General features: G+C 42.2%; 17 protein-coding genes. 15 read left to right on the top strand and 2 right to left on the bottom strand.

Annotation, left to right across the window (positions count from 1 at the left end; translation table 11 throughout):
* Positions 1–141 precede the first annotated feature (141 nt).
* Complete coding sequence (locus tag BM386_RS17585) at positions 142–3,792, top strand: hypothetical protein (RefSeq protein ID WP_091696653.1); 3,651 nt, start codon at positions 142–144, stop codon at positions 3,790–3,792.
* Between the two features lie 13 nt (positions 3,793–3,805).
* On the opposite strand, the gene BM386_RS17580 is transcribed toward BM386_RS17585, so the two are convergent.
* Together BM386_RS17580 and rbfA are read right to left on the bottom strand one after the other, a co-directional pair.
* Positions 3,806–5,032 carry an FtsX-like permease family protein gene (locus BM386_RS17580; protein WP_211482923.1) on the bottom strand — a complete coding sequence of 409 codons (1,227 nt, stop codon included), beginning with the start codon at positions 5,030–5,032 and terminating at the stop codon, positions 3,806–3,808.
* An 11-nt stretch (positions 5,033–5,043) separates the two neighbouring features.
* On the bottom strand, positions 5,044–5,430 hold the full coding sequence (gene rbfA / locus BM386_RS17575; RefSeq protein WP_091696649.1) for a 30S ribosome-binding factor RbfA: 387 nt from the start codon (positions 5,428–5,430) through the stop codon (positions 5,044–5,046).
* Positions 5,431–5,519: 89 nt separating this feature from the next.
* Here rbfA and BM386_RS17570 point away from each other — a divergent pair, with 89 nt between their 5' ends.
* The 14 genes from BM386_RS17570 to BM386_RS17510 all read left to right on the top strand — a co-directional run bounded on the left by BM386_RS17570 (position 5,520) and on the right by BM386_RS17510 (position 21,384).
* A complete protein-coding gene (locus BM386_RS17570) occupies positions 5,520–6,902 on the top strand; it encodes a hypothetical protein (protein WP_091696648.1) in 1,383 nt (460 codons plus the stop codon).
* 125 nt (positions 6,903–7,027) lie between these two features.
* Entirely contained in the window at positions 7,028–8,401 is a 1,374-nt protein-coding gene (locus BM386_RS17565) for a hypothetical protein (protein WP_091696646.1), read from the top strand.
* A gap of 243 nt (positions 8,402–8,644) precedes the next feature.
* On the top strand, positions 8,645–9,253 hold the full coding sequence (locus BM386_RS17560; RefSeq protein WP_091696644.1) for a Pvc16 family protein: 609 nt from the start codon (positions 8,645–8,647) through the stop codon (positions 9,251–9,253).
* Positions 9,250–10,377: a hypothetical protein gene (locus BM386_RS17555; RefSeq protein ID WP_091696643.1), complete on the top strand. Its 1,128-nt coding sequence runs from the start codon at positions 9,250–9,252 to the stop codon at positions 10,375–10,377. The genes BM386_RS17560 and BM386_RS17555 overlap by 4 nt, the downstream gene beginning before the upstream one ends.
* Before the next feature lie 14 nt (positions 10,378–10,391).
* Complete coding sequence (locus BM386_RS17550; RefSeq protein WP_091696641.1) at positions 10,392–12,134, top strand: phage tail sheath family protein; 1,743 nt, start codon at positions 10,392–10,394, stop codon at positions 12,132–12,134.
* Between the two features lie 26 nt (positions 12,135–12,160).
* Positions 12,161–13,645, top strand: a complete 1,485-nt coding sequence (locus BM386_RS17545) for a phage tail sheath family protein (RefSeq protein WP_091696640.1) — start codon at positions 12,161–12,163, stop codon at positions 13,643–13,645.
* A 38-nt stretch (positions 13,646–13,683) separates the two neighbouring features.
* On the top strand, positions 13,684–14,118 hold the full coding sequence (locus BM386_RS17540) for a phage tail protein (protein ID WP_091696638.1): 435 nt from the start codon (positions 13,684–13,686) through the stop codon (positions 14,116–14,118).
* A gap of 4 nt (positions 14,119–14,122) precedes the next feature.
* Complete coding sequence (locus BM386_RS17535; RefSeq protein WP_091696636.1) at positions 14,123–14,593, top strand: phage tail protein; 471 nt, start codon at positions 14,123–14,125, stop codon at positions 14,591–14,593.
* A 3-nt stretch (positions 14,594–14,596) separates the two neighbouring features.
* Positions 14,597–14,752: a DUF5908 family protein gene (locus tag BM386_RS23705; RefSeq protein WP_170857118.1), complete on the top strand. Its 156-nt coding sequence runs from the start codon at positions 14,597–14,599 to the stop codon at positions 14,750–14,752.
* Positions 14,753–14,763: 11 nt separating this feature from the next.
* Entirely contained in the window at positions 14,764–15,555 is a 792-nt protein-coding gene (locus tag BM386_RS17530; protein ID WP_091696635.1) for a CIS tube protein, read from the top strand.
* 1 nt (position 15,556) lies between these two features.
* Positions 15,557–17,311, top strand: coding sequence for a type VI secretion system tip protein VgrG (vgrG, locus tag BM386_RS17525; protein WP_091696633.1), 1,755 nt, complete (start codon positions 15,557–15,559; stop codon positions 17,309–17,311).
* A 2-nt stretch (positions 17,312–17,313) separates the two neighbouring features.
* Complete coding sequence (locus BM386_RS17520; protein WP_091696632.1) at positions 17,314–17,592, top strand: PAAR domain-containing protein; 279 nt, start codon at positions 17,314–17,316, stop codon at positions 17,590–17,592.
* Between the two features lies 1 nt (position 17,593).
* Positions 17,594–18,007 (top strand): GPW/gp25 family protein, encoded by a 414-nt coding sequence (locus BM386_RS17515; protein WP_091696630.1) that lies wholly within the window; start codon positions 17,594–17,596, stop codon positions 18,005–18,007.
* Entirely contained in the window at positions 18,004–21,384 is a 3,381-nt protein-coding gene (locus BM386_RS17510) for a ComEA family DNA-binding protein (protein ID WP_091696629.1), read from the top strand. The genes BM386_RS17515 and BM386_RS17510 overlap by 4 nt, the downstream gene beginning before the upstream one ends.
* Positions 21,385–21,391: the final 7 nt, after the last annotated feature.

The raw sequence follows: 21,391 nt of genomic DNA, 5'->3' as shown, positions 1-21,391 counted from the left end.
TTCAATAAACATGCCTAGGTCACAATTTAGGGTCATTTTTTAGGACTTCAGCAACAGTCCAGCAACATATTTCTTACTTTCCATTGATTTTCAGTGTATTATAAATTAAATTGATTAAGATTTTTTAAGATAATTTTTGAAATGGTAAAAACGGTAAAGATTTGGCTTGTTCTATTGCCCGTAATATTGATTATCGGGGTAGTGCTATACATACAATCTCACAATAATCAGCAAGAACTCGAAAATCAGCTGACACGAAGTGTGGAGGCCTCCAAAAATGATATAGTTCGGGCTCTCTCTGATTACTATACTCGGGTAGAAGCATATTTTGTAAGAGCAGGAGCTGCAAACGCTGCGACCTTCCGGCCTGCTGCACGAACCAGAATTGAAGCGCAAAAGGTCGCCCAAATCATTAATTGGGAGTTTAAATACTCCAACCCGAGACTACTTCCAGCTTCTGCAGATTTTGATAATTCCCTGAGCTTTAAAAATGGGGAAATCATCAAAAATGGATTGGAAATTCATATCGACAACCTGCAATCAGACTATGATCTAGAGGAATTTAGAAAGGCTTTTGACATATCAGAAAGCCAAAAAAACGAGGCTCCCAGCAACTTAATAGTTGATTTGGAAATTCCGATTTCGGAGCTTTTGCGGAAGCAGGCAACCAATAAAATCTTTGAACATTTTTTCATCACCTTCAATGATGGGACGATCCTGTATCCCCCATCGGAAGCTGGAATCAAACTATTTATGCCAAACGACATAGAAATTGATTCACTTGGAGTGATTAATTCCGGCACTAGTATGATTCAGCTTAATTACTCGAGAAATCCCTCAAGAGCTTATGTTTCTCCTATTCCTATGGAAGGTCAGCAACTCTACGCCGTAGGGTTGATTTCGGAAGATTCCTTCCAAAAAGTCGGGATGCGCCTGGATTTTGGTAAACTGAGCATACTGATTCTTTTCTTGTTGATCCTGATCGCGCTCATTCCCATACTCGGTGTGATGAACCTATCTCCAGGAGATAATCTCACACAAAACAAAGTAACGCAAGTAGGCATTTCACTGGTGAGTTTGACTATTATCATCGGCTTTTCACTTTCACAATTTAAAAATGAAGTGGATCCGGTAGCGGAACAATCCTCTCTTGTAGATGAGCTGGAAAGTAGCCTGAGGGATACGCTGACAGTGTATAGAACTGCCCTGGAATCGATCAAAGACTTTAAGCAGCTACAGAAAGAACCCGCTAATTTCAATGAGATTATCGCCTTCAAACCGACAGGTTATGTAGATAAAATATTTTTCAAAAACAGTCCAACGTCAGTAAACCTGATTGATTTCTCAATGGATACTTCAGCGATAGATTTGAGCCAGCGGGAGTACTTCACTTTTTTTCAGGCCAGTGGAACCGATACGCTTACCTTTCTCAACTCACATTATAGCCGCTCTGATGGACAGCTAGAGTCAGTCATCTCTAGAGACTTCGGGAACTCAGGAGAAGAATCCGCAATCAAAGGTATCAACGCAATCACCTTTAAATACAAAGTCAATCAGGAGCTAAGTGAGCAATACCGGTTTATTGCCATGAAAGAGAATGGAAAAATCTTGCTGAAAAGCAATAAAATCTCTTCTCCTATAGCCGAAATTCAGGAAGGTATAAACGCTGAAAAATGGGGTGAAATCAAATCACTCATGAAAAATAACTTCAGCTCAGATGCCCAAATCAGCACCTCATTATACTTGAATGGGAATTTTTACACGGGTGTTCTCAAAAAAGTCAAAACGGATGATTTTGATGAAAATATCTGGTTGTTATTTCTAGTTAATGAAAATATTAGCCACTCATTTGCCTCCATCAGCTCAGCAGAATCCATCACCTTATTGGCGATCTATTTTCTTAGCTTACTGATCAGCCTCCTGATCCAAAAGTACTCCAGACGCTCCTTTGACAAGCAGGGTACCAAGGCATTTCTTTATTCGTGGCTTGAGCCTAATGCTGTCAATCTACCTAGACTCAATTACCTAATCCTTGCTTACACTTGCTATGCTTTTGTCCTGCTCGGCATCTACTATGCAGTAGCCATTTCGCATACAGATATGCTGCTTTTACTGGTTTACTCTAGTTTTCTGATCTCTTTTGTAAACCTCTCTACATCAATAAATTCGATGACTTTTGATGACTTCACGGAATTCAAGGTGCAAAGATATTCCATGAGATCCATCATTTTGTTTGGCATCAATGTAGTTCTCCTTCTTTTCATCACTTTTTGGAACAGTGAAATCATCGTGCCCACCTTAATACTTACCCTCGTGGGCTATGGTATAGTTGGGTTATGGTTTCTGGTAGTCAAACCCAAAACTACTTTTAAAAAACAAACAAAAAGCATCACCATCCCCTCCTTTATAGCACTTTGGTTTCTTATCATCGGCTTTCTTCCAGGCTATTTTATCCAGTCCAAAACCCAGATCTATGAGCAGGTCATCTGGAATGCTTCAAATCAACCTCCTACATCGGATAGTCAAGAAGCTAAAACTGATTCGGAATCATTTTACACCGAGTATGAATTTACCAGAAGAACAATGCTCTCTTTGATAGCGGATCCTTTTGACCAAAAAATAGAAAATTTTATCGCGCCAAATCAACAGGTATTCAAAATGGCAATGGAAAAAGGCGACATCAATTTGCCTAGCTTTTCAGGGATTCTTTACAACGTGCTGGTACTGCTGACCATGATCCTCCTATTTATCCTATTCGCAAACATCATCCAAAACATCATTTTCTATCCATTTTTTAGTCTAAAAAGAAAAGGGATTGACTTCTCCAAGCCTAAACTATTCATTTGCTGTCCACAATCCGGAGTATCAGCTGAAACTCTCCAAAAGAAATTAAAAGTTGCCCGCATTCAGACGATAAATTTACTAGACGTAAGTCTGGACAAAGCAGATCCTGTGTCCGAAGAGATTTCTCACGTACATATTCAGAACATACATTGTCTGAAAAATCAACTGGAAATCGTGCCTCTTTTAAACAAGCTTATAGATCAAAAAAAATCAATAATCATCAGTTCTGGCAAAAGCTGGGATGAGCTTTTCTCTAGATTAAAAGAGATTGACGATCAAGTAATTTATTCGGAAACCTTCACCGAATTCGAATTCCATATGCTTCCTATTAATCTGCAGCGCTTCAAAGCAGAACCAAATGAGAAGAAGCATGCACTTCTCCATAAGGCTGAGAATGAAGAGAAAATGCAGCTGAGAATTGCCCAGTTTGCGGACATCTGGTCTGAATTGAATTTTCAGGAAAAACTTGTGTGTTACTCCTTTTCCAATGAGCGATTTCTAAATAAATCCCGTAAAAATGCCATTCATGAATTGATCCGAAAAGGAATCCTGATAAAAGCGACGTACGGGGATGAGGCCGAAAAACTACAGGAAGATGAAGGCGAAAAGTTCCTGGAAGAAGATACTACGCACAGCTCCCTGGAATGGCAGAGATATGAGTTTTTCAGCAGACTGTTCCAAACCTACATTTTGACACATATTAGTAAAGAGGAGATCAAAAGCTTCCAGGATTTCGAAAGTAAAAACGGCAATTCCAGGATGATTCAAGTATCGGCTGTGAGCTTTGTGCTGATTTGCTTTGCCTTGATCAGCATATTTGACCGAACTTTCCTGAACGAAATCTATGCCTACCTGACCGGAACGCTGGGCTTGCTCGGTAGTCTTTACGCACTCCTAAACCGAGGTATTTCAAGTTTTAAATTTGGAAAAGGAGAGGCACCAGCCTAGCCCAATTAGTGTTTTACACTTCTTTCACGGTATCTACTTGGGAAGCTATCCATGCGGGTCTGTAGGATGCTAATAAAGTGATCCCGATCATAGCAATACTAATCCAGAAAAAATCACTCCAGATCACTTTGACCGGGTACGCATCTACCACTGCTGATGAAATCCCTAGCGAAACCAAGCCGAATGTCTGCTGAAGAAAACAAACCAAATACCCAAGCACCAGCCCAATCACAGCACCACTAAAAGCGATCAGCGCTCCCTGCTTCAGGAATATTCTCCTGATCAGTTTCTCCGGCGCTCCCATAGCCTTCAGCACAGCTATGTCTTTCTTTTTTTCGATAGCCAGCATGCTTAGCGAAAAGAAAATATTGAAAGAAGCTATCGCTAAAATGAAAGTCAACGTGAGAAATACAAATAACTTTTCCATCTGAACAGTACGGATCAATCCCGCATGCTGCTCATCTGCATTTTTGACTAAAAAGTCGTCGCCGAGATATTCCTTCAGCTTTTTTTGCACTTCAGTTATTGTATAACCTTCGGCCACTTTCACTTCTAGCGAGGTTCTCTTATCTCCATATTTCAGCAAGTCTCTGACAAAGGAAAGCGGTGCAATTACATACTCATCGTCAAACTGCCGGTCTATCGCAAAATAGGCTACAGGATCTAAGGTGGCCGTTTCGTAGAATTGGGAAGGATCGATCGTAGCTGCACTTCTGGGCGCTTTGGGATAATAGATTTTCAAGGGCACATTGACATTATCGAGATTGACCGATAGGAAGAATCCTACACCTCTTCCGAGAATTGCCGCAGGATTAAGTTGCGTTCCTAGCGTGGTATCTCCCCAGAAATAGCCCCTAGAGAAACGATCCTGGTCGAGAAAGTTATCCGAAACGCCCTTGATCCGACCTATCATCTGGTTGCCATCGTAATCCAGCAAGGCATTGTCCTCGATGACCTCTGTTAATATTGCGACCCCTTCCAAGTTTCTGATACTATCCAGCCATTCTTCGTTGGTCATAAAGCTTTTCCCAACTACCGCCTCTATCTTCAGTTCCGCGTCGAAACTGGCAAAAATCCCTCGAATCAAATCCTCCAACCCGTTGAAAACAGACATCACAATCACCAACGCCATCGTGCCCACTGCGACTCCTATCATAGAAATCCGGGACAAAATGGTGATGAAGTTCCGCTTCTTTTTGCTGCGGAAATATCTGGCTGCTATGAAAAAACTGAGATTCAACGATAGCTGGATTAATCCTCCTCCTCTTGATCCTCTTCTTCAGGCGGAGCTGGAGGAATGGATAGATTTGAAATCACCTTATCCATGTGCTGCGCATAGGCTGCAGAGTCATCTGGGAAAAAAGCTATTTCAGGAATTACCCGCACGGATTTTCCAATTCGCTTGGCCAGTTGATGCCTGATTTCTTTTTTGTGCTCATTGATCAGGTTGAATGTGGCTTCTGGATCAGCTAGCAAAAAGCTCAGATAAACTTTTGCCAACCCCAGATCCGGGCTCATCATCACGCGAGTAATCGTCACCATAGCACGACCGACTAGGTGTTTTGATTCTTTTTGAAATATATCACCAAGCTCTTTTTGGATCAGCTTAGCGTATTTTTGTTGTCTTTTACTTTCCATAAGAAGTATTTGTGGTACAAATTTAGCGAAATAGTTGGGCAAGCTTTAATTTCGGGCAAAACCAACCAAACACTCTTCACCAATTCACCTTGTTCAGCTTTTTCAAATTAAATGATCCCTTCAGGCTAATCGGCATAGGAATATACATTCTCTTGCTGACAATCGTCTATTTGACGCTAGATGCCTTCCCAATTACCAACCCACAATTGATGTGGATGCTTCTTGGAGAGCGACTGGAGCAAGGGTATTTTCTTTACCAAGATATCATCGACGACAATGGGCCACTTTCCGCAGGATTTTTCACATTCATGGATATGCTGTTCGGACGAAGCCTGATCGCCTATGAAGTGGTGGGAAGAATACTAATTTCGTTCCAGATTCTGTATTGGAACTCCATGCTGATCAAGTTTAAGGCTTTTGACATCAATACCTATCTGCCGGCGATTATCATGGCCGCGCTATTTCACTTTTCTTTTGACCTACTAAGCCTAAGTCCTGCCTTATTAGGAAGTACATTTCTGATTTTGGCTCTAGGTCAGCTTTTTTCCCAAACCGTATTACAAAAAGACACCAGTGAATCTACACTGTTAATTGGGATATATGCCGGCTTGGCGACAGGTTTTCAGCCCAATTACATCCTCTTTTTGCCCTACATGATCTTTACCGGAATTGCCATTAGTAGCTTCTCGTTCCGCCAATTAATGCTCTCTCTTGTTGGGTATTTCCTGCCTTTATTGTTAATAACAGTTTTCTATTTTTGGAATGATGGTCTGGAAGAAGCGATACAGATCTGGCCACTTACCTTTTTATCTGAAAAATATGAATATCAATCACTTATAAATTGGTTGATTCTCGGAGTTTTCCCCCTTTTTCTAGCAGTAGCAGGTTACTTTATGGCTGCAGTTTTACGGGGATCAACGATTAACCAGCAAAAACAAAGACAGCTTATCCTCATTTGGTTGCTTTTCTCTGCGGCCGAGTTCTTTATTATCAAAAAGCAAGCAGCTTATCAATTAGTAATTTTGATCCCAGGGCTCACCTACCTGATTACCCAGTTTTTCCTGAATATCAAAAAAGAGATCATTGCCAAAGCCGCATTTTACCTGTTGGTACTTGGACTCCCGGTGGCTGGCTTTTGGTTTTGGCAGCAAAGAATCACAGATTCGGAATATTTCGTCAGCGAAAATGAGGTAAAATATACCGGTGATATTCTCGTGATGGGAGATGATCTCAACCCTTACCTTGGGGCCAAAATCGGCGGTCCCTTTCTAAACTATCGCCTGAGCAAGCTATACCTTGATCAAGATCGGGACCTGAGAGAAAAGGCGAGGCTTTTTCAGATGCTTCAAAAACAACTCCCCTCTACGGTCTTGGATCCAAATGGAGATTTTGAGAAATTACTCAAGCAATTTCCAGCTTTGGAAGACCAATACAGCCAGACTTCAGTGGGCGTTTATACTTTGAAAAAATAGAATTAAGAGTTCGCTGGATTTATAAATCAATAGGTTAACTTATGTTTTAATCATTTGATTTCCAAGTGGATAAAGCCTATTTTAGTCTTCAACTTTGCTTTTTTCACACCTACACTACTTTTTTTATGGAATCAATCCACCAGTTGCTGGACGCATGTTCTTTGCCCGAAAAGACGCAGTTGGTAGAGTTTGCTAAAATCAAAAACCCTCCCAGCTCCAAAAAACTGAGGCTTATGAAACTTTTTGTGAGCCAACCAGGGCTATCAGATACCGAATACGCTCAAAAAATTTACAATAAACCAGAGGGTGCTGCCTATTTTCAGCTCAAAAAAAGGGTGAAAGATGAGTTTGAAGAACTTTTCCTTTTGTTAAAACCAACATGCGCAAAGAAGGAAAACCAGCTCCATATCGAATGCTCCGAATTGCTTTTGAAAAGTGAGCTTATTCTTGCACGAGGGATTCGTGCCGAAGGGTCAAAATTACTGGAAAGAGGGCTCAAAATGGCGATTAAGAACGGCTTTCACGACTTAGTTCTGACTATTTACAGTACAGCTGCTAGATTTGGAATTTGCGAGGTTTTGAACAATAATGATCTTCCAGAGCTTGAGATTGCAATCAAAAGCCATCTCCAATTGTTAGTCAGGAAAAATTATAAAAATACCGAAGACCATAAAGAGTCTAAAAACCAGTACTTAAAAACTATGATCCAGCAATTGGATCATAGCCGTAATTCCTGGCTTCTAATAGACGACATCAACCAATCCATACAGCATAAAGAATATGAAACTGCCTTATACCAAGTAAATGAAGCAGAAGTCATCTATTCCTCACAGACGAATGCAAAGAATGAGCTGTTGATCGCAAAAATGTCAATCCGTCTTGCCAAACGGGAATTCAGTAGATTAATAGACGAGTGTACCGAAGCGCTCGACACAGAATCTTTGTCACAAGAAAACGCAGTAACCTACTCCTTGAATTATTGGCATGCGCTATTCCACTTAGACAAAACTGAAGAGGCCTATCAAATCCTCCGCAAAAAACTGATGAAGCTAGACCCAAGTCAGCAGCCCAAATGGAGCTATTTGGAAGCATATATTAATTTCAAACTGGGAAATCTAAAAACCACCTTGAAGCTAATCCATGCCAATCAGAAATCAATGAAGAGTATTCCTGATTATTTCTTGGGTTCAAAAATGCTGGAAATCATGGTATTGTTTGATCAAAATGATCAAGACTGGTTGGAATATAAAATTGAGAATTTGCGAAAACTGATCTCGAGGTATAAATTCCGAGCGAGCCGTAGAATTCATTTGGCTTATCAACTTTTTGCCAGATTGCAAAAATCACTTTTCAAACCTGAGCAATGTGACTTCAGCAGAGATCCCATTCTTCTTGATCTACTCCAAGAAAAAGAGGGCTTAGAATGGAATCCTAACTCCTTTGAATTAATTCGATACGATAGCTGGATCATTTCAAACCTCAAGCGCCAAATTTCTTAACTTCTACAGCCACCAAAACATAGAATCTGCTGATAGGCTCAGCAATTTCTTGATTTTTAAGAATCTTTAATGTCAACAGTTACAGTCTTATTTTAGGCATTCAAATGATTTTCAGCTAATTGTAAATTTTTAATTCTTAATAACCGCATAAATCAGCTATATAATTTCCTGTCTATTGCTAGCAAAGTTAAATACCTTGATGAAGGTTTTTAGCCATCTTTTTTACATCATTTTTCTAGCGATATGATTCATTCCACCCTGGAATTTTTAACAGCCGAATTGAATGCCTTTATAAAACTAAAGGTTGGTGACCCTGTAGGGGAAAGAATCGTTTTGTCCTCCGTCACAAATGAAACGGGCATCATTATTCCAGACAAAAGCCTAGGGCTTTCCCTGATTAATATTGAAGAAGAACGGACCATCAAGGAGCAGCGAAGTACTTATATCAACGTCGTAGGAAAAACAGAAAAAAGGAATCCTGAAATCCAACTCAATCTCTATGTACTCATCACCGCAAATTTTCAAAACAAAAATGCTAATGACAGTTCGGATGATTATGTAGAAGGTCTCAAGCAACTGGGTTATGCGATTTCTTTCTTTCAGGCGAAAAATGTTTTTACCAAAGAAAACAGCCCTTCACTTTCTGGAAAAGACCCTGGCCTGACCAAAATTGTGGTAGAACTCTATAGCTATTCCTTTGAGCAGCTTTATAACTTCTGGACAGTAGTCGGTGCTAAATATCTGCCATCTGTCCTCTATAAAGTCAAGACTCTCCGCATTCAGGAAAATCAACTCCTAGAAACGGGTGACCCAATTGAAAAAATCCATCTTAATCCCCTTCACAAATCATGAGCATCATCTACACACGCCTCGGCGAAGTAGCGCTTCGCCATGATTTCTATAAAGATGGCATAGCCAAAGGAATACAGCTGCGCCCAACTGCAGATACCCTAAATCTTCTTAGAAACGGAAGAATACTTTTTAAAACTACTCCAGGTGGCGGAGTATTGCTATACCGAACTGAGGAAGATGAAAGCACTCCTATCAGTCCACTAAACATACCCTTGTCTCTCTTCTTTTACTTGGATTCAGAAAACCCGGGATCCTTTTTTCAGATCACAGATTTGGATGAGGGAAGCATTGTTTTTGGAGCTGGGAAAACTCCATATTTCTTTAATACCCCAGCCCAGGCTTCCAGTGATGAGTCTGCTCCTGAAGTGCTTTCCTATCGATTACTGGATGGGTCCAGACCAAAAATATTCTCTCTGGATTTGCAGTTAAATCCTACTCCTGCCTCCGTACGGATCAAAATCCGCAATGCTAATAATGAATTTATTTCTCCGGGCAAATCGCAAACTGGAGAATGGCTACCGGATTTGACCGAAGTCTTTCCTGATTCCCAAGGGAATTTCCGCTTCATTTTTGACCTGCACGGCCGAAAAGAGGGCATTTACACATTTACTCTCAGGGATGAAGGGGATACCACTGATTTGTGGACGAAGAATTACTTTTTGTCTGATAACTTTTCCGGTAAAAGCATTGGGCTAATGGAACTCCGCTATGTAGCTGCTCCCGTTCATCTTTATGGGCCTAAGGAATACTATAGCCTTGAGTTTACCAGCAAGGAAAGCCTGTGGACGTATTTTGTGGTGAATGGCAACCAAAAAATTGATTTGGTCACAAATAATCTATCCATTGAAGATGATGGGAATGAGGGGACAGTTCCATACGGCACTTACAATTTTAGCCAAATTGGAGCTAGTCCGAATGCCGATATCAAGCTCAACGGCAAAGAGACAGTGGTTTTCCGCTCCGAATCCAAGATTCCCTATTTCGAACTTCCAAAACTAAATCTAAAACTGGTCAAATCCCCTGGCAATCAGGTATTGATACCAAGCCTTCCAAACCCTTCCCGCTCAGCGCCTACGAAGGATTTTGGGGGTGAAACCAACACAGAAATATATGTATTCATCTAGTAAATAAATCGAAAATGGCAGACTTTAAAACCCCAGGGGTTTATGTTCAGGAAATATCAACCCTCCCCGCATCTATTGCTCCGGTTGCCACGGCGATCCCGGCCTTTGTCGGTTATACTGCACAGCGTGAAAAAAACGGAGAAACACTCCCCATCAACAAACCGGTGCGCGTTACTTCCTACCTCGAATACAAGGAGATTTTTGGTGAATCCTATCCTGAAGATTATGGAGTCACATTGACCTTAGATGCAGATGGGAATACCCAGGTCACAATTAATGACCCTACTAATTTTTCGCCATACCGGATGACCTATCAGGTTTATATGTATTTCAACAATGGCGGTGGACCTTGCTATATCGTATCAGTCGGAGATATGGTGCCTGGTCCAAATCCGGCGCCCACCTCTATCGTAGCTACAGCTTTGATAGCAGGAATAAACGCCTTGGAGGAAGAGGATGAACCCACATTACTGGTAGTGCCAGAAGCGGTAATCTTAAGCACCATCGATAGAAAAACAGTCCACGAAAGGCTTCTTAACCAATGTGCCAAGCTTCAGGATAGATTTGCATTGATGGATGCCCTTCATATTACCGGACAAAGTGTCGCGGAGGACGGCGCTACCTTCAGAGCAGAAGTTGGGACCAGTGATTTAAAGTATGGTGCTTCTTACTATCCTTCTTTGAAAACCTCACTTTATAAATACTATTCCGAAAACAAACTTACGATTACAGATAATCGTGGTGGAGCGGGGCTAGGGCCATTTCACAACAAAAGCCTGAATGCCTTGGGCAATGGAGATGCCTTTGCGACAGCTACAATACGCATAAATAATACTGCAAATATAACTGGCGATGTATTCACAATTGGAGGAACAGCTTATACAGCAGGCACTTCATTTACTCCTGGAGTAACAGACATCAATACTGCTGACGCATTGCTGAATGCAATCAATGACACAGCAGACCCACTCTTTACTGCATCCCGAACACCTTCTACCTCCACACTTATCTTGGTGGCAACTACTCCCGGCGGGGATGGTGCTTCCATTCCATTGACTTATGTAGACGACAATGATGACGGAGGGGCAGTAATCTCAGGATCTGGTACATTCTCTTGGCAAACGCCTGACAAGACTCTTTACAATACCATCATTGCGAAGCTTCAGGCTAAAAAAATGGAATTATATCCAAGTGCTTCCATGGCAGGAATCTGCGCCAGAGTGGACCGTCAAAGAGGGGTTTGGAAAGCTCCTGCCAACGTGGATGTGCGGGGAGTAAGCAGACCTGTAGTTCTAGTCAATGCCGAAGATCAAGGCCTGCTCAATGTGGACCCTACTTCCGGAAAATCCATCAATGCCATTCGCTTCTTCCAGGGAAAAGGAAACTTGGTCTGGGGAGCAAGAACCCTGGCTGGAAATGACAATGAATGGAAGTATATCCCAGTTAGAAGGCTTTACATTTTTGTGGAAGAATCCGTGAAAAAAGCCACTGAGTTCGTGGTCTTCGAACCCAATGATGCCAATACCTGGCTGAGGGTAAAAACCATGATAGAAAACTTCCTGAGTAACCTCTGGAGAGACGGCGCTCTTGCTGGAGCAAAGCCAGAAGATGCATTTTTCGTCAACGTAGGGCTTGGCAAGACCATGACAGCCTTGGATATTTTGGAAGGCAGACTCATCGTAGAAATCGGAATGGCGGCAGTAAGACCGGCAGAATTCATCATCCTGAAGTTTTCTCATAAGCTACAGAAATCCTAATCTTTTAAACATTAAGTAAAAAAGCCATGGCAAGTCAATCTACCCCCGGTGTTTACATACAAGAGATTTCCACACTTCCTGCTTCTATAGCATCTGTGGAAACTGCCATCCCTGCCTTTATCGGACATACCGAAATCGCTGTCAAGGATGGAGAAAGCGTCAAAACAATTCCCACAAGAATTACCAGCATGCTGGAGTTTGAGGCGATTTTTGGGAAAGCAAATCCAGAGGCTTTTACCATTACTGTCGAAGACACCTTCCCGGGTTCACAAGGAACTCCAGGAAAGTTGGATAGCAGAAAGATTACCGCAGTTCCTCCTGCCACACCAAGTCCCTACAAGCTTTATTACTCCCTTCAAATGTACTTTTCCAATGGAGGAGGACCTTGCTACATCGTCTCTGTCAATGACTTTGACAATTTTCCTGCGAAAGGAGACCCCACAGACGAGGATTCTCTTATGGGTGGTTTGGAAGCTTTAAAAGGAGTGGATGAACCTACTTTGATCGTCTTTCCAGATGTCATTGAAGCTGTACTTCCAGAAACCACAGGCACTGTTTATAAGGACATTTACGATGCCGCTTTGGCACAATGCGAATCGTTAAAAGACAGATTTGTTATTGTCGATGTCAAAGATGTCACCGCAGACCCTTTTGCAGATGCACAGCATTTCAGGGACAATTGCATCGGGATTTCAAATCTGAAATATGGAGCTGCTTATTATCCCAACTTGAGTAGCGCATTAAACTACGCCTTCTCTCCGACTGACCAAACGATCACTCATACCAATATTTATGCTGGAGGTGGTGCAAATGACGCAGGAGTCCATGACACCTTGCCTTTAGAAGCAAGTGACCCTGTTGACCCAAGTGTGCTCAAAAATGATCCTAGCTTGTACAGAAATGTATTGGCAGAAATCAATAAAAACTACATCACTTTACCTCCGTCAAGCGCAGTTGCAGGGATTTACGCAAGAGTTGACAGGCAGCGGGGAGTATGGAAAGCACCTGCAAATGTAGATGTGAGAACTGTAATCGGTCCATCAAGAAAAGTATCACATGATCAGCAAGCAGATCTCAATGTTGATGCCACTTCCGGAAAATCCATTAATGCCATCAGAACTTTTACTGGCAAAGGAACTTTGGTCTGGGGAGCGAGGACACTTGCCGGTAACGACAATGAATGGCGCTATGTGCCAGTGAGAAGACTCTACATTTTTATTGAGGAGTCAGTCAAAAAGGCAACTGAGTTTGTGGTCTTTGAGCCAAATGATGCTAATACCTGGCTAAGAACCAAAACCATGATCGAAAACTTCCTTTCCAAACTTTGGAGAGATGGTGCTTTGGCCGGGGCAAAGCCGGAAGAAGCATTTTTTGTACGGGTTGGACTTGGACAGACCATGTCCTCTCAGGACATTTTGGAAGGTAGAATGAATATAGAAATCGGATTGGCAGCAGTTAGGCCTGCCGAATTTATCATCCTGAAATTCTCTCATAAACTTCAGGAATCCTAAGCTAAAAAATCAAGAACAGTAATTAAAATCATACAATTATGGCAGTAGCATATCCAGTTTCCGTCTTTCATTTTCAGGTAGAATGGGGCGGTTCACGCATCGGTTTCACAGAAGTATCTGGCCTGACTGTGGAGCTTCAGAGCATAGATTATCGGGAAGGTAGTTCCTTAGAATATCATGTGAGCAAAATGCCAGGTATTCCTCAATACTCCAATATCACGTTGAAAAGAGGCATTTTCCGAGCCGACAATGAATTTTTCCAGTGGCTCAATACCGTCAAAATGAACAACATCGAGAGACGGGATTTAACCATCAGCTTACTCAATGAAGAACACGAGCCTGTGATGGTTTGGAAGGTCAAAGAAGCCTGGCCTTGCAAAGTAGAAGGCCCATCTCTGAATTCCACCGGCAATGAAGTGGCCATAGAAAGCATTGAACTGTGTCACGAAGGCTTGGCCATAGAGACACCATAATCCAATGGCTTTATTTTATCCACCTACCGGCTTTCATTTCCTGGTACGCTTTGAAGGGTTGCTACTAAAATACCCTGCAATGCCGGATTTTGGATTCCAGGAGGTTTCCGGTTTGAGTGTAGAAATCGGGGTGGAGGAATATGCGGAAGGAGGAGAAAACCGCTTCAAACATCGCATGCCAAATCCGGTCTCCTATCCCAACCTGGTCTTGAAACGTGGGATGGCGATCAGTTCGCAGATTGCAAAATGGTTTAAAGACAGTGTGGAAGGATTTGAATTTGAGGCGCAGGACATTACAGTAATTCTCTTGAGTCCCGAAAAACTGCCTTTGCAAGCCTGGAACTTTGTCAATGCCTGGCCTGTGAAATGGTCCATCGAAGGCTTCAATGCGATGGAAAATACCATGATGATCGAAAACATAGAATTCGCTTATCAATACTATCGAAGAATCAGTCCAGACGATCTTTTGCCATAAATCATGCCCATAGAAATCAAAGAGCTAATCATTAGAACCACTGTGGACGCTGCAGAATCCAGTCCCACTGGAAAAGGTAATAAGAAACCTGATACCAGTGCAGTAATGGATGGAATCCGCGAACTCAGCAGATTGATCAAAGAAAAGAACGAAAGGTAAAAAAACTCAGCATGTCACTGAATGATATTTTTTCTCAAAAAGGAGGACTTGAAAAGCTAAAAATCACAGCTTTTAAGGATGAGGAATACAATGAAGCCACTGCTACCTATGTGGTCATGTATAATCCTACCACCTTTTCGCAGGAATTCAAATCCAAGTGGATTCCCGAAGAAGGTCCTGCCGACGGAAAACAATACCAGTTCAGAACATTGGAGTCGGATTCAGTTTCGTTCGAATTTCTTTTTGACGCCAGTTCTGCTTCCCCTCCAAGTGCTGATAAACCGGGAGATACAAATTTTGATTATCTGGGTGATGACAAACCCAATCTGGAAAGCATCAGTGGGAATAAAATCAATGCGATTGACATCATCAGCAAGGACAAACATGTGGATGGGGCAATCCGGAAATTTCTGGATATCACTCAAAACATCCAGTCTGATACCCACAAGCCAAATTACCTGCAGATCAACTGGGGGGCCTATCAATTCCGGGGAGTTTTGGCCACTGCAACCATCAATTACAAGCTTTTCAATGCATCAGGTTTACCGATAAGAGCGACCGTTTCTGCAAATTTTGACCAATCACTTTCACGACAGGAGCAAGCCGCGACCACAGCCAGAAACTCGCCTGACCTTACTCATGAAAGAACCGTGAAATCAGGAGACACGCTACTTCTCATGTGCAAAAGAATTTACGGAACCCAAGAATATTACTTGGAGGTCGCAAAAGCGAATAACCTTAAAAACTTCAGAAAACTGATCCCAGGCCAGAAACTCATTTTTCCACCATTAGCGAAATCATAGTATGCCTTTAGTACCTACATCAGCTGAAACACAGCAAGACTTAGCCACCTTTAAGATTTTCTCAGATGGTGAGCAAGTACCACCATCGGTAGGGGTGGCGATGATCGCTGTGCGCAAAGCTGTGAATAAAATTCCAACAGCCAAATTGGTGCTTTTTGATGGTGATATTGCTACAGGAGAGTTCCAATTGAGTGAAGGGGAGCTTTTTAAACCAGGTGTAAAGCTTAAAATTGATGCGGGATATCACAATTTAGAAGAGACCATTTTTGAAGGAATAATTATCAAACATGGTTTGGAGATCAATCCTGAAAAAGCCTCCAGATTGATTCTCGAGCTTAGGGATCCTGTCATCAAAATGACAGTGGGTAGAAAGAACAAGTACTTTTTTGAGAGCTCTGATAGCGATGTCATGGAAGAACTGATCGGAAAATATTCAGATCTCTCAGCAGATGTAGAAAGCACCAGTTTGACTCATGCTGAAATCGTGCAATACCATGCAACGGACTGGGATTTTATCATGAGCCGGGCAGATGCAAATGGGAAAATCATTACCACAGAAGCAGGAACAGTCACTATCCAAAAGCCTCAGACCAGTGCGGATCCGGTCCTAGGACTCCAATACGGAGATAATGTAGTAGAATTTGAAGCTGACATGGATGCGCGACAGCAGTACAGCGCTACTAAAGGCCTAAGCTGGGATTTTATCAAGCAAGAAATAGCCGAAAAAGAAGGAGCTGATCCCGGCAATATCTCTCCTGGGGATATCAGTGGAGATGATCTCGCAGCCGTGATTGGCTTGGAATCCTTCCAAATGCAACATGGAGGTCTCTTAGAAGATGAAGAATTACAGGCCTGGACGGACGCAGGATTAATGCGGAGTCGATTGGCAAAAATACAGGGAAGAGTCAAGCTCTTAGGTGACAACACAGTGAAGCCTGGGGATATGGTAGAGCTTAAAGGTTTTGGAAGCAGGTTCAATGGAAAAGCATTTGTTTCCTCTGTTTATCACGAGTTTTCACCAAACCAAAAATGGTTCACCCATCTGGGCTTAGGCCTAGATCCGAAATGGTTTTCACAGGAATATGACGACATCATAGATGTCGCTGCTTCTGGCTTGTTGCCAGCGGTAAAAGGACTTCACATCGGAATAGTTACCGCCTTGGAGGGAGATCCCGATGGGGAAAATAGAATTCAGGTAAAACTTCCCATGATCAGTTTAGAAGAAGATGGAATCTGGGCGAGATATGCATCTCCAGACGCTGGAAATGAACGGGGAATTTACTTCAGACCAGAGTTGGACGATGAAGTAATAGTTGCTTTTATCAATGAAGATCCTAGAGATCCGGTGGTTTTGGGAATGCTTCACAGCAGTAGCAAACCAGCCCCATTTGAAGCATCCGACGACAACCATGAAAAGGGAATTGTGACGCGGGAAAAGCTCAAAGTAGTTTTCAATGACGAAAAGAAAACTATAGACATCGAGACTCCTAATGGGAATAAGCTACAGTTCACTGATGAGGATGGAGCTATTCTTTTAGAAGATGAAAATGGAAATAAAATAAGCATGAATGCAGATGGAATTACCATCGAAAGTGCCAAAGATCTGATTCTAAAAGCCAGTGGTGACATCAGCATGGAAGGCACAGGAATAGAAATAAAAGCAAGTGCACAACTGAAAGCTGAAGGATCTGCCGGAGCAGAAGTTTCCTCTGGAGGCCAGACAGTCATATCAGGATCATTAGTACAAATCAATTAATTATGCCAGCAGCAGCAAGATTTGGAGACTTAAGTACACACGGCGGATCGATCATAGGTCCTGGAGTCCCGACAGTTTTGATAGGGGGAATGCCAGCGGCAGTTATGGGAGACAATCATTCTTGTGCCTTACCTCCCAATGCACATCAGCCTACCGTTAGCCCGTTTTTGGCAGGAAGCGCCACTGTTTTGATTGGCGGAGTGCCCGCATTAAGAGTTGGTGATTCATGCGTTTGTGGCGCCTCACCGGCGGTAGGAGAACCAACAGTAATCATCGGATGACATGGAAGAAGAAAAATCATTTTTAGGGAGAGGTTGGGCATTTCCAGTGAGTTTTAGTCTGGAAAGTCAACAAGTCCGCCTTGCAGAAAACGAGGAGGATATCCAGCAAAGCCTAATCATTTTGCTCAATACAACTTTGGGGGAACGTGTCATGCGTCCTGATTATGGCGCAAACATGGAAGATCTGCTCTTCGAAGCGCTCAATGTCACCACGGCAAATATGATTGCGAACCGGATAAAACAGGCGATCCTCTACCATGAACCAAGAGTGAAAACTGAGGACATTGATTTAAGGCCCAATTACAATGAAGGCAGGATTGAGGTCATAGTCAGCTACCTGATTATCGCTACCAATAACCGCAGAAACCTAGTCTATCCATACCTCTTTACCGAAGCAACTGATCTGAAATTATGAGCAAAGATTGCAACGATCTTACCCTCCCAGGAAACGGCACCAGCCGGGCACAGCGACTTTTGAAAAGTCTGCTTCCGGAATACGTGCGTGTGGACGAAAGGAAAATGGAGGATCTGCAGGATTTCGCTGTTAACATAGCAAGTGAATTAAAATTCATCAATTCATCCAATACTTGGAATGGTGATGACTGGAGCGGATTTTTTGATCAAAAAATTGAGGAAAACCAAGTGACGAATCCTCATTTCGCCCTGTTTCTGGCATTTTTGAAACTTTTCAGCTTTGCGCAGGAAGATATCAATACACTTACCCAAAGACATCTTGATTTCTACTACCGAGATGTATTGAGATTGAAAGAAAAAGCAGCTGTTGAAGATCAGGTATACCTGATTCTAAAACTTGCAAAGCATATTCAAGCGCATTTATTACCATCCGATACTGCTTTCAAAGCAGGGAAAGATGACTTAGGAAAGGAAATTCTTTTCTATACAGAAAATCAGAATGTTCTAAATAAAGCCGAAGTCACTTCGATTTTTGCACTATATAAAGATCAATACGGCAGGTTTTATAAATCCCCCATTGCTAACTCTTCAGATGGTATCGGCGGAGAATTACTGACCGAAGAAAAGCAATGGAGAAGTTTCGGTAGACCAATCGAATTATTTCCAGACCAAGACCGGGAATTAGCCACCATTGGTTTTGCCGTGGCATCGCCTATTCTTTTGATGGGCGAAGGAAGCAGAAAAGTATCTCTAAAACTTACTTTTGAACCTACAGAAGGTTTGCTGGATCAGCTGAAACTACTTCCCCTGAATGATACTTTTGAGATTTGGTTCAGTGGGGAGGAAGAGTGGATTTCAGCGACCATAGGTTGGGAAAATGAGGAAAATAGTATAGCCAGTAAAATTCTGGATTTCTTAAATAAAGCCAGTAAATGGCAGGACATCGCTGGTGTAGAACCTGTGTTAGGTCCGGTTTTAGACGACCCGGAAAAGGGAATTCATAGACCATTCAAAGGGTATGATATAGGGGAAATCACAGCCAAAAATATCCTGAGTAGAAGAAATTCTCTGTCCGGTGCAAAATTCACTTCTGTCGATCAAGTCAAGACAGTCAGAGGAATAGGTGAGGACAAATGGCATGACTTGGAATATACATTTCGGCTTTCAAAGCATGAGTTAAGCAATGATGGGGATGGGATTTCTTTGACACTGAAATGTCAACTTTTACCCGAAGATCCAGGCGTAGTAAATTATTCGGAGGAAGTGCTACTTCAAAAATTCAAGACTTCTTCACCGATGATGAAGATAAATCTCGCCAATACTTCCCAAAGTTATGGGTATGAGATTTTGAAAGATTGCCAGTTAAAAAAGGCCACACTTTCTATAGAAGTGGAAGGCGTAGAAAACCTAATTCTCCAAAATGACCAAAGCATTCTTCCCATCGGAAAAAACATCAAACCCTTTGGATTCCGCCCTGTCAAAGGATCCAACTTTTACATTGGCAGCAAAGAAGTTTTTGGTAAAAGCCTCAAATCACTCGACTTGAACCTATTGTGGCATGCACTTCCGGAAGGCTCCAAGGGCTTTGCTGATCATTATAGCGCTTATGGGAATACACTTGAAAGAAAAAATCAAAGCTTTACTACAGCCATAGATTTTTTGGAAAAGAAAGAATGGAAATCCATCAATTCTTCAAAAACTATATTTTCAGGAAATAACAATGCCTCTTTAAACCAAAATAAAACTATTTCATTAGCTGAGCCGCTTTGGGAAGGAATATCTGCCAATCCTAACCTAGAGGAATTCAGCGAATGGTCACCTTCCAGCAACCGGGGATTTATCCGTCTGAAGCTAAATTCTCCGGATTTTGGGCATAAAGATTATCCTTTGATTTTCGCCAGAGAGGCATTGGTTCCAGATGGAAAAGGAAATTTACCAAAAGAACCCTATACTCCAGAGCTTCAATCAATCAGTTTGGATTACAGTTCGGAAGAATCCCTGGACATCTCCGAAAAAGAGATGGAAGGATTTTTCCATATTGGAGCATTTGGTGAGGCAAAAATTCAGGGTGAGAACGCCATTCCACTTTTGGCAGAATATGAGAATGAGGGAGAGTTGATGATAGGCCTGAGTGATCATCAGAAAGCCCAGAATATCCAACTTTTAATTCAAGTCCTTGATGGAACAGCCAATCCTGAAAAGCCTGTTCCCGATGTCAAATGGAGTTATTTGACGGGTAATCAATGGAAGGAATTTGATCAATATTCCTTGCTGACGGATGAAACGAATGGCTTGATCCAAAGTGGGCTTTTAGCTTTTGCCATGCCTCGGGAAGCAGACACCTCGCACAGCATTCTTCCTGAATCTACCACCTGGATCAAAGCTTCAGTCAGGGCAGATTCAGATGCCATTCCGGATTTCATCGCCGTTCTGGCTCAGGCAGTAAAAGCGTCTTACGAGTCAAACGAAAATGACCCTCTACGGATAGCGAAATCCATTTCTGCGGAAACCATTTCCAAGCTGAAAATCGGAAATAGTGCCATCAATAAAATTCAACAGCCATTTTCCTCTTTTGGAGGGAAAACTGAAGAATCCTCCGAGGACTTTTACCAAAGAATCAGCGAGCGATTGCGACATAAGCAACGGGCTATTACCCTTTGGGATTACGAGCATTTGGTATTGGAGCAGTTCCCGGAAGTTTACCAAGTCAAATGCCTGAACCATACCTCCTATGACGGGGATCTGACCAAATACAAAGCATTGGCACCAAGAAATGTGACGCTAGTGATCATTTCCAATGTGCAAAATAAAAACGCTGTGGATCCTTTGAGGCCCAAAGCAAGTGTGGCACAGATTGAAGCAATTCGTGAATTCATCACTGCCATTTACCCACCGGCTGTTTACCTGCATGTGGTCAATCCGGTTTTCGAAGAAATTCAGGTGAAAACCAAAGTGAAGTTTCATTCCTGGGCCGATAAAAACTTTTTCGCCAGAAAACTGGAAGACGATCTCAAAGCATTTCTTTCCCCTTGGGCATTTGAAGCTGATTTTAATTGGACTTTCAGTGAATCGCTACACAGTTCTGTGGTGCTTCACTTTGTGGAAAAACTCGATTACGTGGATTACCTGACCTGCTTCGAATTGTATCATTTAGTGATTAATCCGGTATCCGGAGAACTCCTTTCCCGCACCCGGGTCGAAGCTGCCAAAGGAAGCCGAGGGGTTTCAGTTTTGGGATCAGTTGGGACTTTAGGAAGCTATGGAGATCACTTGATCGAAGTTTTGGAAACCGAGGACTGCTTGTGTGAAGACAATGAAATCAAACCTGCTGCGAGCATCGCATCGGTAGAGGAAGAGGATTTGGATGAAGAATTTTGATCATGAC

Source organism: Algoriphagus locisalis, from assembly GCF_900116615.1.
GTDB classification, from domain to species: domain Bacteria; phylum Bacteroidota; class Bacteroidia; order Cytophagales; family Cyclobacteriaceae; genus Algoriphagus; species Algoriphagus locisalis.
Note: the sequence above shows the minus strand (reverse complement) of the source record. Positions and strands in the feature narration are given on the sequence as shown.

Bases quoted from the DNA above. Each gene is read 5' to 3' on its own strand.
- BM386_RS17585 (WP_091696653.1), top strand. From the start codon at position 142: ATGGTAAAAACGGTAAAGATTTGGCTTGTTCTATTGCCCGTAATATTG.
- rbfA (WP_091696649.1), bottom strand. From the start codon at position 5,430: ATGGAAAGTAAAAGACAACAAAAATACGCTAAGCTGATCCAAAAAGAG.
- BM386_RS17565 (WP_091696646.1), top strand. From the start codon at position 7,028: ATGGAATCAATCCACCAGTTGCTGGACGCATGTTCTTTGCCCGAAAAG.
- BM386_RS17560 (WP_091696644.1), top strand. From the start codon at position 8,645: ATGATTCATTCCACCCTGGAATTTTTAACAGCCGAATTGAATGCCTTT.
- BM386_RS17555 (WP_091696643.1), top strand. From the start codon at position 9,250: ATGAGCATCATCTACACACGCCTCGGCGAAGTAGCGCTTCGCCATGAT.
- BM386_RS17550 (WP_091696641.1), top strand. From the start codon at position 10,392: ATGGCAGACTTTAAAACCCCAGGGGTTTATGTTCAGGAAATATCAACC.
- BM386_RS17545 (WP_091696640.1), top strand. From the start codon at position 12,161: ATGGCAAGTCAATCTACCCCCGGTGTTTACATACAAGAGATTTCCACA.
- BM386_RS17540 (WP_091696638.1), top strand. From the start codon at position 13,684: ATGGCAGTAGCATATCCAGTTTCCGTCTTTCATTTTCAGGTAGAATGG.
- BM386_RS17535 (WP_091696636.1), top strand. From the start codon at position 14,123: ATGGCTTTATTTTATCCACCTACCGGCTTTCATTTCCTGGTACGCTTT.
- BM386_RS23705 (WP_170857118.1), top strand. From the start codon at position 14,597: ATGCCCATAGAAATCAAAGAGCTAATCATTAGAACCACTGTGGACGCT.
- BM386_RS17530 (WP_091696635.1), top strand. From the start codon at position 14,764: ATGTCACTGAATGATATTTTTTCTCAAAAAGGAGGACTTGAAAAGCTA.
- vgrG (WP_091696633.1), top strand. From the start codon at position 15,557: ATGCCTTTAGTACCTACATCAGCTGAAACACAGCAAGACTTAGCCACC.
- BM386_RS17520 (WP_091696632.1), top strand. From the start codon at position 17,314: ATGCCAGCAGCAGCAAGATTTGGAGACTTAAGTACACACGGCGGATCG.
- BM386_RS17515 (WP_091696630.1), top strand. From the start codon at position 17,594: ATGGAAGAAGAAAAATCATTTTTAGGGAGAGGTTGGGCATTTCCAGTG.
- BM386_RS17510 (WP_091696629.1), top strand. From the start codon at position 18,004: ATGAGCAAAGATTGCAACGATCTTACCCTCCCAGGAAACGGCACCAGC.